Annotated in this window: 9 protein-coding genes and 3 pseudogenes; 5 read left to right on the plus strand and 7 right to left on the minus strand. The window is 63.1% G+C overall.

Annotated elements, in window-relative coordinates; all coding sequences use genetic code 11:
- Positions 1 to 93 precede the first annotated feature (93 nt).
- Entirely contained in the window at positions 94 to 2,754 is a 2,661-nt protein-coding gene (gene mutS, locus ACFEMD_RS01555; protein WP_394739125.1) for a DNA mismatch repair protein MutS, read from the minus strand.
- 142 nt (positions 2,755 to 2,896) lie between these two features.
- On the opposite strand from mutS, the gene ACFEMD_RS01560 reads away from it, so the two are divergent.
- The gene (locus ACFEMD_RS01560; protein ID WP_394739126.1) at positions 2,897 to 3,703 is read left to right on the plus strand and encodes a universal stress protein; all 807 of its coding nucleotides are present in this window, start codon (positions 2,897 to 2,899) and stop codon (positions 3,701 to 3,703) included.
- A 28-nt stretch (positions 3,704 to 3,731) separates the two neighbouring features.
- Here ACFEMD_RS01560 and ACFEMD_RS01565 read toward each other — a convergent pair.
- From ACFEMD_RS01565 to ACFEMD_RS01575, 3 genes and pseudogenes are all read right to left on the minus strand, one after another.
- A pseudogene (locus ACFEMD_RS01565) lies at positions 3,732 to 4,343 on the minus strand (universal stress protein); the annotation flags it as partial.
- Between the two features lie 228 nt (positions 4,344 to 4,571).
- On the minus strand, positions 4,572 to 5,015 hold the full coding sequence (locus ACFEMD_RS01570) for a DUF4870 domain-containing protein (RefSeq protein ID WP_278305120.1): 444 nt from the start codon (positions 5,013 to 5,015) through the stop codon (positions 4,572 to 4,574).
- Between the two features lie 188 nt (positions 5,016 to 5,203).
- Positions 5,204 to 5,659 (minus strand): winged helix-turn-helix transcriptional regulator, encoded by a 456-nt coding sequence (locus tag ACFEMD_RS01575; RefSeq protein ID WP_278305121.1) that lies wholly within the window; start codon positions 5,657 to 5,659, stop codon positions 5,204 to 5,206.
- A gap of 188 nt (positions 5,660 to 5,847) precedes the next feature.
- Here ACFEMD_RS01575 and ACFEMD_RS01580 point away from each other — a divergent pair, with 188 nt between their 5' ends.
- A complete protein-coding gene (locus ACFEMD_RS01580; RefSeq protein ID WP_394739127.1) occupies positions 5,848 to 7,464 on the plus strand; it encodes a transposase in 1,617 nt (538 codons plus the stop codon).
- 224 nt (positions 7,465 to 7,688) lie between these two features.
- Here the strand turns inward: ACFEMD_RS01580 and ACFEMD_RS01585 are convergent.
- Positions 7,689 to 8,096 (minus strand): annotated as a pseudogene (locus ACFEMD_RS01585) (amino acid permease); the annotation flags it as partial.
- A gap of 37 nt (positions 8,097 to 8,133) precedes the next feature.
- Between ACFEMD_RS01585 and ACFEMD_RS01590 the strand changes: the two are divergent.
- A pseudogene (locus ACFEMD_RS01590) lies at positions 8,134 to 8,384 on the plus strand (hypothetical protein); the annotation flags it as partial.
- A gap of 186 nt (positions 8,385 to 8,570) precedes the next feature.
- Here ACFEMD_RS01590 and ACFEMD_RS01595 read toward each other — a convergent pair.
- Positions 8,571 to 8,906: a tRNA-binding protein gene (locus tag ACFEMD_RS01595; RefSeq protein WP_394739128.1), complete on the minus strand. Its 336-nt coding sequence runs from the start codon at positions 8,904 to 8,906 to the stop codon at positions 8,571 to 8,573.
- Positions 8,907 to 9,020: 114 nt separating this feature from the next.
- Here ACFEMD_RS01595 and ACFEMD_RS01600 point away from each other — a divergent pair, with 114 nt between their 5' ends.
- Complete coding sequence (locus ACFEMD_RS01600) at positions 9,021 to 10,046, plus strand: PQQ-binding-like beta-propeller repeat protein (protein WP_394739129.1); 1,026 nt, start codon at positions 9,021 to 9,023, stop codon at positions 10,044 to 10,046.
- 185 nt (positions 10,047 to 10,231) lie between these two features.
- A complete protein-coding gene (locus tag ACFEMD_RS01605; RefSeq protein WP_394739130.1) occupies positions 10,232 to 11,482 on the plus strand; it encodes an RNA-guided endonuclease InsQ/TnpB family protein in 1,251 nt (416 codons plus the stop codon).
- Between the two features lie 190 nt (positions 11,483 to 11,672).
- Here ACFEMD_RS01605 and thiD read toward each other — a convergent pair whose 3' ends face one another.
- Positions 11,673 to 12,989 (minus strand): bifunctional hydroxymethylpyrimidine kinase/phosphomethylpyrimidine kinase, encoded by a 1,317-nt coding sequence (gene thiD / locus ACFEMD_RS01610; protein WP_394739131.1) that lies wholly within the window; start codon positions 12,987 to 12,989, stop codon positions 11,673 to 11,675.
- Between the last annotated feature and the right edge of the window lie 69 nt (positions 12,990 to 13,058).

A 13,058-nucleotide genomic window follows, 5' to 3' on the forward strand; every position in this document is an offset into this window, starting at 1 on the left:
TCTCTGATTGTAGGCCGTTGCTACTAGTTAGATAGATCATAAATACAACCGACAGTAAGAAAATCGAGAACCGGGAGTGGACGCGATCGTCGTCTACTCTTCGATCGTTCGTTGCCACTCCTGTACCTTCGAGAGCAGTTCTACGGGCGAGGTCTCGTTCACGTCGACGCTCTCGAGATCCTCGAGCACCCGCTCGGTTTCGGCGTCGAGCGCTCCCGCGTCGTCGTCCTCGGCATTCGATTTGGGCGATCCGCCGTCGGTGTTGGCCGCACCCCTGAACTGCCCGCTCGAGACGTCGAACACCGTCTGGACGGGCTCGCTCGATCCGCCGCCTTTCGCCTCGATCGCCTTCTCCTCGCGCAGGCGCTCGAGGACGTCACGGGAGCGGTCGACGACGGGTTCGGGGACGCCAGCCAGATCGGCGACGTGGATCCCGTAACTACGATCGGTGGGGCCGTCGCGGACGGTCCGCAGGAAGGTGACGTCGCCGTCGCGCTCGTCGGCCGCGATGTGGACGTTGGCGACTCGCGGGAGTCGATCGGCCAGCCCCGTTAGTTCGTGGTAGTGGGTGGCGAAGAGCGTCTTCGCCCGCACCTCGTTGTGGAGGTACTCCGTGGCGGCCCAGGCGATCGAGATGCCGTCGTAGGTCGCGGTTCCGCGACCGACCTCGTCGAGGACGACCAGCGACTCCTCGGTAGCGGTGTGGAGGATGTTAGAAAGCTCGCTCATCTCGACCATGAACGTCGAGCGTCCCTGCGCGAGTTCGTCGAGCGCCCCGACGCGGGTGAAGATCCCGTCGACCAGGCCGATCTCGGCGCTCTTCGCGGGGACGAAGCTCCCGATCTGGGCCAGCAGGACGATGGCGGCGACCTGGCGCATGTACGTCGATTTGCCGGACATGTTGGGTCCGGTGACGACCAGAAAGCCCCGGTTATCGTCGAGGCGGACGTCGTTGGGGACGAACTCGGTCGTCTGCTCGACGACGGGATGACGACCCTGCTCGATCTCGAGACGATCACCCTCGTGCAGCGCGGGGTTCACCCATCGGTTCTCCGCGGCGTGGGTCGCCAGGCTCGCCAGCGCGTCGACGGTCGCGAGCGCCCGGCCGACGTCCTGCAGGAGCTCGGCGCGCATAGCGACGTCCTCGCGGAGTTCCTCGAACAGCTCGTACTCGAGGTCGCCACGTCGCTCCTCCAGACGCAGCATCTCGCGTTCTTTCTCCTCGAGTTCGTCGGTCGTGAACCGCTTGGAGTTCTTCAGCGTCTTGATCTGCTCGTAGTGGTCCGGAACGCCGTCGGCCGCGGACTTGCCGACCTGGATGTAGTAGCCGTCGGTCTTGTTCCGGTCGACGGTGACGTGGCTCAAGCCGTGGCGGCGTTTCTCCCGGTCGGCGAGCCCCTCGAGCCACTCCCGGACCTCCTCGTGGCGCTCGATTACCTCGTCGAGTTCTTCGTCGTACCCGTACCGGAACAGTTCGCCCTGGGTTACCGTCGACGGGGGCTCGTCGGCGATGGCCTCCTCGATGGTCTCGCTCAGTTCGCGGGCAGCGTCTCGATCAGGACGCTCGAGAATTTCGGCGAGCGGCGAGTCGGCGAGGTCCGGGTTCGCGGCGACGACGTCGGCGACCGCCGGCAGCGCGGCCAGCGTCTCACGTACCGCGACCAGATCCCGCGCGTCGGCGCTGCCGTGGCTCGCCTTCGAGGCCAGCCGCGCCAGATCGTACGCCTCGCCGAGGACGTCCTGGAGCTCGTCGCGGGCCAGCGCCGCCGTCGACAGCGCGCCGACGCTCGCCTGGCGGCGCTCGAGGACCTCGAGCGACCGTCGCGGCCGCTGGAGCCACTCCTTGAGCAGGCGGCCGCCCGCGCTGGTCGCGGTGTGGTCGATCGTCGCGAACAGCGATCCCTCGCGCTCGCCCTGCATGGTTTCGGTCAGCTCGAGGTTGCGCTGGGTGGTCGCGTCGAGGGTGACGTGGTCGTCGCCGCGGTGGGCCTGGATGCGGGTCATCGAGGCCAGCACGCCCGCTCCCGTCTCCTCGACGTAGTCGAGGACGGCGCCCGCGGCCGCAACGGCGGACTCGCCGACGCCGAGGCGGTCGACGGTGCCGTCGCCGAACTGCTCGCGGACCGCGTGGCTCGCCCGCTTGGGCGCGAAGGCCTCGGTCTCGTGGAGGGTCAGCGTCGCCTCGAGGCGCTCGCGAACCAGTCCGAGCAGGTCGTCGTCGCTCCGGACCTCGGGGCCCGGCAGCACCTCGACGGGGTCGAACCGGTACAGTTCCGTCAGCGCCTCGTCGGCGTCCTCGGCTTCGGCGACCAGAAACCGTCCGGTCGTCACGTCGGCGAACGCGAGGCCGTACGCGGGGTCGTCGCCGCGAGCGCTCGAGTCCGCGACGATCGCAGCCATGTACTGTGCGTCGGCGTCGCTGGTCTCGAGCAGGGTGCCGGGCGTGACGACCCGGACGATCTCGCGGGCGTGGCCGGAGTCGGTCTCGTACTGGTCGGCGACGGCGACCCGGTAGCCGCGCTCGACGAGCGCCTTGAGGTAGGGCGTCAGATCGTCGAGCGGGACCCCCGCCATCGGGTACGACGAGCCGTGCGAGGACTTCTGGGACAGCTTGAGGTCCAGTTCGTCGGCGACGGTCTCGGCGTCCGCCGCGAAAAATTCGTAGAAGTCACCACACTGCATCGCCAGCAGGTCGGCCTCGGTCTCCTCCTTGAGCGAGAGAAACTCCCCCACGATCCCCGTCGCCTCGGTCATACGCGGAGCCTGGCTCTCCACCGCAAAAACCCTGCGGGATCCGCGGCGAAAGTGATCGCCGACCGTGGTGAGTCGATGACTGTCACGGCCGTCGCTACGGAGGTCTATTAGGTTCCCTGACGTACGATATCACGCTTCGCCAATGGCTGTTCCCGACCACCGCGTACTGGTGCCGGTCGACGTCCTCGGCGGCGAAAGCGTCCCGCAGACGGTGATCGACGTGCTCGCGTCGGTTCCGGTCGTCCTGTTGGGCTACCGCGAACTCCCCGAACAGACCGGGACCGACCAGGCCCGCGACCGGTACGGCTCGCGCGTCCGCGCCGAACTCGACGAGCTTCACGCCGTCTTCGAGGACGCCGGCTGTCTCGAGGTCTCGTCGAGGAGCGTCTTTACCCACGATCGGTTGAAGACCTTCGAGCGCGTCGCCGTCGAAACCGACTGCGACGCGATCCTGCTGGTCAACCCCGCCCCGGTTCTCGAGCGAGTGCTCGTTGCGGTCCGGGGCGACGTCAACCTCGAGTACATCGCCCGGTTTCTGGGTGCGGTGCTCGCGAACACCGACCTCGAGGTGACGTTCCTCCACGTCGCCGACGAAGACGAGCGAACGCGTCGGACCGAACTCCTCGAGGTCGCCGTCGACGAACTCGCCGCCACCGGCGTCGCCCGCGAGCGGATCGACACCTCCCTCGTCGTGGACGGCTCGCCGACGCGGGCGATCCTCGAGACCGCGGCCGATCACAACCTACTCGTCGTCGGCGAGAGCCGGCCGTCGGTTCGTCGGTACGTCTTCAAGGACCGAGCGAAGAGACTGGCCAGGGAAACCGTCGATCCGGTGCTCGTGATTCGCGGCGAGTACCTCGAGGGAACGGAGGGAGCGGGGGACGGAGACGCGGCTGACGACGAGTCCGCCTCGACGGACGACGCTGACGGGTCCGACGAGTCCCTCTGATCCGGCTCGAGCCCGCGTCCAAATCCGGTTACCCCTCGTTTTCGGACCCGCCCTCCTCGACGTTCCGAACGACGAGCACCGGACCGACCGACTCGGCCGCGACGCGTTCGGCGTCCTCGCCGAAGGCGAGCGTCAGCAGCGACGGCGCCCGCTCGCCCATCACGACGGCGTCGTGGCCGACCGTCGCCTCGAGGAGCGCCTCGAGCGGCGGTTCGTCGACCGCGAGTTCGGTTCGAACGTCGATGCCGCGATCGGCGAGGGGAGCTGCGGCCGTCTCGAGCAGTTCGCGACCCGCGGGTTCGTCGTCGGCCGCCAGAAAGAGCGTGACGTCGATCTCCCGCTCGCCGATCAGTCCCGCGACGAACGAGACGATCCGCTCGACGGCGACGTCGCCCGTCAGGGCCACGAGCAGCCGATCGATCGGGCCGGTCGCGCCCGGAATCGCGTACGCCCCGGATCTCGTCTCCGCTGCGATTCGATCGAACGTCTGCTTCCGGTCGTGTGTGAACACGAGGCGGTAGTCGGCGGTTCCCTCGTCCGCCCCGAACTCCGCCGCCAGATCCTCGAGCGCGCCGGTGGCGCGCGCCTCGTACTGGAGCCGCGCCTGATCGGGCGTCGTCTGCTCGGGCAGGGCGTGATGGATCGACGAAAATCACATCAACCTATCCAGCCTCGTGAGAGCTTGTATCGACGAACGTATGGAATCCAGTTCCGCCGATTAGCGGCGGCTGCGAAATCAAGTGACGCGATTCACACCCGCCGTGAACAGTAGTTGCGAATGCCAAAATCTGTGCATTGCTTATTTTCACATCACTTCGGTGAATCGGCTGCTCAGTACAGGTCAAGCAGCCATCACTCAATAGAACGACTATCTGAACCGTTCGATGAGATTAATCGAACCGGGATAAGACCATGCTGACCCGGACGCCGCTTTCTGTGTAGCAATGACAGCAAATCCGAATGTAGCGAAAACCGCGACCACCAGTGCAAGTAGCAAGGGAATTCCAATGAAGGTAAACACTGTATCGAGGGGTGACGGTACCGCCAACAGTTCAGTCGGCTCACCGTTGATTGTTACTTCGTCGGCACCAAGGAAGCCTGTCACGAACGCAGCAACTGCCAGAACAATAACGGAGATATGCCAATTAATCGCGTTTCGGGCGTTCTCTCTCGTAAATTCGTGATCTGAGATGGCATACATGATGGCAGGGCCGACGAAACTGGTGAAAAGCGCCAATACGTGGACGAAAATCCCACCCAAAGAACGATTCTCGGCTTGATCAGAGCCAGACTGTATTGCTGTGGAGGACATTATATTTCAATAGTTAGCTTCGTTCCATATATATTTTCTTTGCTTAGTTTGCATCTGTAGGTAACGACTCGACCGGTTCGTATTCACGGCCCGAATTGAATAAAACCGCACTACCAACTACTGATACGCGTCTGATCCCACGGAAGCCACTTGGCCGGTGGGGTGCTATTTTTGAGTTACGTATTCAGTCATCGTTGCAGGTTAACGAAGCGACCGTACCTGCGGAGGAGTTCTCGAGAGTTGGCGTCTTCCGACGGAGACCTTAACTCAACCTCGTTTTCCCCCACCCATTTCACCAAGTCGGCAACCTGGTCGTGGAACTTCCGTTGTAACCGCTTGATAGTTCGATGTTTCTCGGTGATTCCGGCGTGATCCAGTCGAAGACGAAGCTCTGCGCCCGCCTCGGTGAAGACGTATGCGTGAGTTGTCCCTCTTCCCTCGATTCGTTCTCGTTCAAACAGCCCCTCGGCTTCACCCTCTTGCAACCGGTTCGAGACGGTTGTCCTGCTAATTTCGAGTTCATTGGCCAATTCCGTGTACTGCGAGCCCTCGGGGTGAATTTCGCAGAGTAACCCGATTGCCCCCTTACGCCCGAGGAACTCCGCTACTGACGAGTTCGTGGCCGAGTGTGGTTCTCTTCCCATTCCACTAATAAGTACAGTATGTACTATACTAATACTTGTGGTTAACTGGAGGTGGAGAGGTTTCAGAACCCGACTTTGGCGAAGATCGCAATAGACACTCCATAGATACGATATACAATCCGTAAAAATACGGAAGCCCGGAAGCTACACACCCAAGTATTAGTCCAATATGGACTAATCATCATCACATGTCGTCGTTACAACCTCATGTTTCGGACGCAGTTGATGCCCTCTACGAGCAGGCCATAGAACAGGTTGAGCGGGGACACAACGCTTTCACAGTCGCCTGCACCCTCACCCCGGAAAACCTCCACGAATTCGACGACGCGCGAGCTGGCTGGCACCACCAGTATGGCCTCGACTCACACTTTCGCGCGATGGTACTGCGGGAACTCTGGGACTACGGATGGCAAGACCTCCACAGGACGCTATCCAAACACGATCGCGCTCGGACGATTGGCTACGACCCGGAAAAGATCCCGGAAGGCAAGGACGCCCCGCACCGAACCACCCTCTCCCGGGCGTGGAACAACTATCTCGGGGACGATGTCAAACAGGTCGTTGAGGATCTGTGCGGGCACATACGCGATTTCGCTCGTGAAACCGGAAACCTACTTGGAAGTCAGACCCTCAGCGTCGAGGACAAGGAGGACGTATCGCCACGAACCGAGTACCGCGTCAAGCGAAGAACAGCTCACGAGGCGGCCGACCAGTTCCGTGAGGTGTTCTACGATAAGATCGACCTTGGACTCCCCGAAGGAGCTGCGTACACCAAAGAGGATCTACTCGATCTCTTTCTCCATATGGCCTTTTCCAACGACTTCGCCAACAACGGCGCGAAGACGTGGCGCGAAGAGGTGGATGACGAGTCCACCGCCCCCAGCGGTGAAACACTCCGCAACTACATCGGGATTTTCGACGAGCTTGATGATGGCAAGGTGTCCGAAATGTTCGACGCCCTCTCGGACATTCTGTGGAAGATGGCCGACCGTCGGGGCTATCTCGACGGCTTCGTCGATGTGGCAATTGACGGGCACAACTGGTTGTACTATGGCGACTCGGAGACGCCGCGCATCTCGTCGGTCAACCCTGATCGCGGCACGAACAAGGCATACCAGTTCCTCACGTTGAGCGTGGTCGGAGACGAAGGCGAGAAGTTCACCCTTGCTGTTCGACAAGTGACCTCGAAGCAGGAGAAGCTCGAAGCAGTGAAAGCGATGGTGAAGATAGCAGACGAGCGGGTATTCATTCGAGACGCGATCTTGGATCGAGGGTTTGCCGAAGTCCTGTTCGCGCAGGCGTTGCTCGAGACCGGGGTTAACTTCGTGATTCGCGCCCGTCGAAACTCGAAGACGAAGTCGATGTGGATGGAGTCAAAAGACGGTGTGAACGTCGAACACGGTGTGACCATGTCTCGGTCACGACCACCATACGAGTCGGTTACAATCACGCGTCTCGTCTTGCCGGCGCGGGAGCGGGTTGATTACGAGTACATCACGTTTATCACGAATCGAGAGCTAACGCGGCGACAAGCACGGCGAATCGGCAAGTCCTACGAGCGTCGATGGGGAATCGAAACAAGCTATCGGGTTACGCAGGATTTCTTACCAAGGACAGCCTCTACAGACTTCGCGTTACGCCAGTTCTACTATCGGCTCTCGGTGCTGCTGTACAATATTTGGGTGCTGGTGAACGCCGTCGTGGAGAAGAGCATCGATCATCCGTCTGACGCCTCGCCACCGGTGACGGCGAAGTACCTCTTAGTGGTGCTTCGGAACAAGCACGGCGATCAAAGCGTCACTTGACGGCTGCGTGGTCGGGTTCGCCTGCGATCGTAGTGACAACTGATTTTTGAAAGCGGATTTTCGCGCCGTTTACGCCGTCGACGCGCTGTGACGTGTCAGGAACCACACTCTAACTTTTAGTTCTGTAATATGTGGTGTTTCATCAATTAGGCAATCACTTCTCCAATTCCTGTCCAATGCACACTTCCCAACTACTGTGAACGGCGGGATTCTCTCGCTGTTTAAAGATAGAACGCCGTCGCGAACACCAGTCCGAACCACAGCGAGAGACCGACGACGGCTCCGGCGAGGGTGCCGAGCCCGCGGGAGATGAAGTAGTACCCCCCGCCGCTTTTCGGCATCGCCGTCGCGAGTTCGGATGCCGGTAGCGTGACCAGCAGGGCGACAACCGCCCCGATAGCGAAGGAGGCTGCCGCGGCGGGGCCCGCACGGCCTGCCGCCAGCCCGGGAAAGACGAAGATTCCGGCGCCGATCATCGTCCCGATACCGATCGCCAGCCCGCCGGAGAGGCCGAGGGTGCGCTCGAGTTCGGCGTCGTCGGTGATCGTCGCCTCGTCGGTCTCGATCGCCGGTTCGGCCTGTGGCGACTCGCCCTCGATGTTCGTTCCCCCGGGCGGCGGCGGGTCGTCCATACGGGAAGTAACCCTAGCGGGGCGTATATTTCTACAGGCGGAGCAGGCCGACAGTGTGAACGTTGCCAAGCAAGGCGCGAAGAAACTCGATTGGAATGTGCCTGCTCTCAACAGCCTTCCCGTTGTTCGGAAGGTGCGACGTTCACAAGAGCGAAGCTCTTGTGCAGCCCGCAAAGTCGCTACGCGACTTTGAGACGGCAGACATCGGGGGCCGTGGACGCCTCGACCGTGACCCACGACACCGTTCGAGGGTATCAGACCGATGGTGTCGTGGGAGTGTCCGACTAATCCACGGGAAGCCTCGGGGTCGTACGGAAGATCTTCGATCTTCCGTGACTGAGCGGAGCAAAGCTCCGCGAGGTCCGCGAGACTGAAGGTCTCGCTCGATAACGAGAGAGCTTTGCTCTCTCGAACCACTTGACCCCGAGGCGGTTCACTCCGAACGGTCGCTCGACTCGACGGCGGAGCGTCGGTTCAGAACAGCAGCCCGCCGATCGGAACGTCCTTCTCCCGATCGGGCTCGACGAGGATCGGATACCCCTCCTCGTCGGGGACGCCGACGGTCAGCGCCTCGGATTTGAACCCCGCGATCCGGACCGAGCCCAGGTTCGTCGCACACAGCACCCGACGTCCCTCGAGCTCCTCGGGATCGTAGTGGTGATCCAGCTGCGCTGCGGACTGGATCTCGCCGCCCTCGTCGCCGAGGTCGATCCACAGCTTGGTCATCTTCGGCTTGTTCGCCTCGGGAAACGACTCGGCCTCGAGCACGTCGCCGACGCGGATCTCGACGTCGAAGGGGTTCTCGACCATACCTCGAGAGGGCCCGCCGTTCCCATAATTCTACGCCAGCGGGCAGATTCTACGTCGTCGGTCGAGCCCGCTTCTCGGATGAAGTTTCAATACGGTAGTAGCTAATATTCTGACATGAACCGCCGCCCTCTCCTCCGCTCGGTTGCCGGCGCCTCGACCGCGTCGGCGCTCGCGGGCTGTACGTCGTCGCTCGAGAAGCGCCTCTCCGATCCGGGCTCGATCGACGACCGCGATCCCGCCCCGCTGACCGACGGGACGAACGCCTGGCCGCGCGAGGGGTTCGACGCCGCGAACACCGGATACAACCCCGACGCCGAACTGCTCGAGGCCGAACTCGCGGCGACTCGACTCACCCGGGACGGCGCCGGCATCGACACCGCGTTCGGTGGCGGGGGCGTCGCGGTCGTCGACGACCGCTGTTACTTCGGCACCGGCTCCGGCGACGTCGTCTGCCAGACCTCCTCCGGCGAGCACCGCTGGGAGTACGAGGCCGACCCGGCCGCAGGCGTTCGGTCGATCCCGTCGCTCGCTCGAGATGTGGTCTACGTCAGCTCCGACAACGGAACGTACGCCCTCGACGCCGAGGACGGCGAGGAGCTCTGGACGAACGACGACGCGTTCGTCCGGTACGGCTCGTCCGTACTGACGACGGACCATCTGTACGCGATCGGCGGGGGCGGCGTCCTCGCGCTCGACGTCGAAACGGGCGCCCGCGACTGGAGCGCGGACGCCCCGCACCCGCACGCGCTGGCGGTCGCCGACGGCACGGCGTACACGGCGAGTTCCTCGAGTGCCGGGGGCGCGGCCGCGGTCGCCGACGGCGAGACGGACTGGACGCGCGACGACCTTGACGATCTCCGAGCGCCGCCCGTCGTCGCGGCGGACGTCGTGCTCGGCTGCGACGGCGACGGTCGCCTCGAGGCGCTCGACCGCGAGGACGGATCGACGGTCTGGAGCTACGACCGTCGCGGCAGCGGAGGCGTCACGCCAACCGTCGCCCACGGGCAGATCTACCTTCCGAGCGGAAATGGCCCGCGCACGGTCTGTCTCGACCTCGAGTCGGGCGAGGAGCTGTGGGACCTCGCGACGGGGCTCACCCGCGGCCAGCCTGTCGCCGTCGCCGACGCGCTCTATCTTTAGACAGCGAGAGAGTCCCGTCGTTCACGCCGTCATCAGAAATCTCCGATTTCTGATTGCCCGTCAGACGTAGTCTGACGACCGGGCGTGAATCGCGTCACTTGACTACAAAACCCACCGCTCGATAGCAGGCCGGATATTCAATGCCAATCCGAGCCATTAAGTAGGTTTGACTACATAGGCTATGTATGGCGATTAAGGTCACTCGCACCTACGTTGGTTCCATTCAGAACCAACAACAGGTCTGCGATGGTCTTGACTCGCTCGGAGACTCCGCCTCGAAAATCTGGAACGTCGCACGATGGACAGCCGACCGCATCTGGGATGCGACCAGCAAAATTCCAGACGAAGGCGTTCTGAAATCGTACATGAAGAACCAGTCGTGCTGGAAAGACTTGAACGCGCAATCCAGTCAGAAAGTCATTGAAGAACTTTCTGACGCTTTCCAGTCGTGGTTCGACCTGCGACACAAGTTTGACGAGGCGAATCCGCCCGGCTACCGAAAAAACGGCGACGAACGTCCACGCAGTACGGTCACGTTCAAAACAGACGGGTTCAAACACGACCCCGATAACAACCGAGTCCGACTCAGCAAAGGCTCGAACCTCAAGGAGTATTGGTCAGACTTCCTGCTCTGTGAGTACCAGACGCGCCCCGACGTTGACCTCTCGGAAGTAAACAGCGTGCAGAACGTTCGCGCCGTCTGGAACGGCGACGAGTGGGAACTCCACTTCGTCTGTAAAGTCAGCCTCGAAACCAACGACTCCACAGGTGACAAAGTGGCAGGCATCGACCTCGGTATTAAGAACATCGCCACGGTCGCATTCCCCGACCAATACGTTCTCTATCCCGGCAACTCGCTCAAGCAAGACAAACACTACTTCACCCGAGCAGAGTACGATACCGAGGGTGAGAACGGGCCGTCCGAGAAGTCGATGTGGGCACGCTGGAAACTCGCTGACCGTGAAACGCACTTCTACCACGTTCTCACGGACGCCATCATTACCGAGTGTGTTGAGCGTGGTGTTGGAACGCTCGCGGTGAGTTGGCCCGAGAATGTACGAGAATCCGACTGGGGCAAGACCGGCAACAAGAAACTCCATACGTGGGCATTCGACCGCATCTACCAGTACCTTGAATACAAAGGAGAGATACGAGGTGTCGAGGTGTTGAAGGAGAACGAGTGGGACACCTCGAAGACGTGTTCGGCGTGTGGCGACGACACGAAGTCGAACCGTGTCCAACGTGGCCTGTACGTTTGTTCGACGTGCGAATTGGTGGCCAACGCGGATTGCAACGGGGCAGAGAACATGCGACAGAAGATAACTCCGAGTCCTCATGGCGAGGATAGGAGTAACGGCTGTGTGGCACAGCCATCGACATACTTGTTCGACTGCGAGAGCGGGACGTTCAAAACGAGAGAACAGGTCGTGTCGTAGACCGGCAAATATCCCACCTGCGGTACGGGAAGCCTCGCCGTCGTCGGGCTGCGCCCGACTGCTTGAGGGAGCTTCGCTCCCTCTCCGTTTACGGCGAGGAGGATGTCACGCGGTCGCGTTCGGCGGCCCGTTCGGAAGCGGAGATCTGTACGCGCTCGAGACCGCCGATGAGGCGTAACTCCGACCCGGCTCACTCGAGCCGATCGCACAGCTCGAGTGTCCGATCCGCCAGTGTCTCCGTGTCCGCGGCGACGAGCTTCACCGTCGCCTCCTGTCCGACATCGGCGCGAGTGATCACCGCGACGGGCGACGTCTCGCGGTCGGCGAAGACGCCGTTGACCGGTTCGGTGCTGTTCCCGTCCTCGGCGACGGCCCAACCCAGCTCCTCGAGCGCGTCCTCGACCGCGCCGTCGAACCGACAGTTGACGGCGAACCGAAGCTCCGGCGCGGACTCGCGGGCCGCCAGCAGAAAGTCGGCCAGGTGGCTCGAGGCGCCGAAGCGAACCCCGCGGTTCGGGTGAACCCCCTCGAGCGTGCGCGTGATCCGGCCCTCGACGGCGGCCGTCTCGGCGACCGACTCGGCGTAGGGAGTCGCGCCGACGACGTTCATCCCGACCTCGGGGACGAGCCGCGAGACGTCGGCCGCGACGAGTCGACCGACGACTCCCTGAACCGCCTCGGCGGTCGGCTCGCGGGCGGCCGCGTTCCGCAGGTCGACGGCGTGGTTGACCGCGCCGTGGCCCTCGCCGACGTCGGAGTAGTACCGGACCGCCCGCCCGAGGAAGTCGGTCGCACCCTCGACGGCCGGCTCGAGGGGCTCACCCTTCGACAGCCGGGCGGCGATCGCCGCGGCCAGCGTACAGCCCGAGCCGTGGGTCGCCTCGGTGCCGACCCGCGGGTGTTCGAACGTCCTGACCTCCTTTGCGGTGACGAGTCGGTCCCGGACCGTCTCGCCGGGGACGTGGCCGCCCTTCACGAGGACGGCGTCGACGCCGGTCTCGAGGATCGACTCGCCGGCCTCGCGGGCGCTCTCGCCGTCGGTCACCTCGATACCCGACAGTACCTCGGCCTCGTCGGCGTTCGGGGTCGCGAGCGTCGCTTCGCTCAGGAGGTCCTCGTAGGCGCGCTCGGCCTCGGGCTCGAGCAGGCGATCGCCCGAGGTCGCGACCATCACGGGGTCGACGACCAGCGGGAACTCGAACTCGGGAGCGCGGTCGGCGACCAGCCGAACGATCTCGGTGGTCGCGAGCATCCCCGTCTTCGCCGCACCGACCGCGAAATCGCCGGTGACGGCCTCGAGCTGGGCTTCGACCTCCTCGAGGGGAAGCACGAACGACGACTCGACGCCGCGGGTGTGCTGGGCGGTGACTGCGGTGATCGCCGACGTGCCGAAGACGCCGTGGGCGGCCATCGTCGCGAGATCGGCCTGGATCCCTGCGCCGCCGCCGGAGTCGCTGCCCGCGATCGTCAGCGCCACCGGACGGGAATCGGGTGCTGGCGTTCTCATAGGTGTGGCTATCGCTCCGTTGTACTAATCGGTAGTGGTCGACATAACGGAGTGTCGGCGTCGAGGGGT

Origin of the sequence: Natronococcus roseus (assembly GCF_043677095.1) — an archaeon.
Taxonomy (GTDB): Archaea; Halobacteriota; Halobacteria; order Halobacteriales; family Natrialbaceae; genus Natronococcus; species Natronococcus roseus.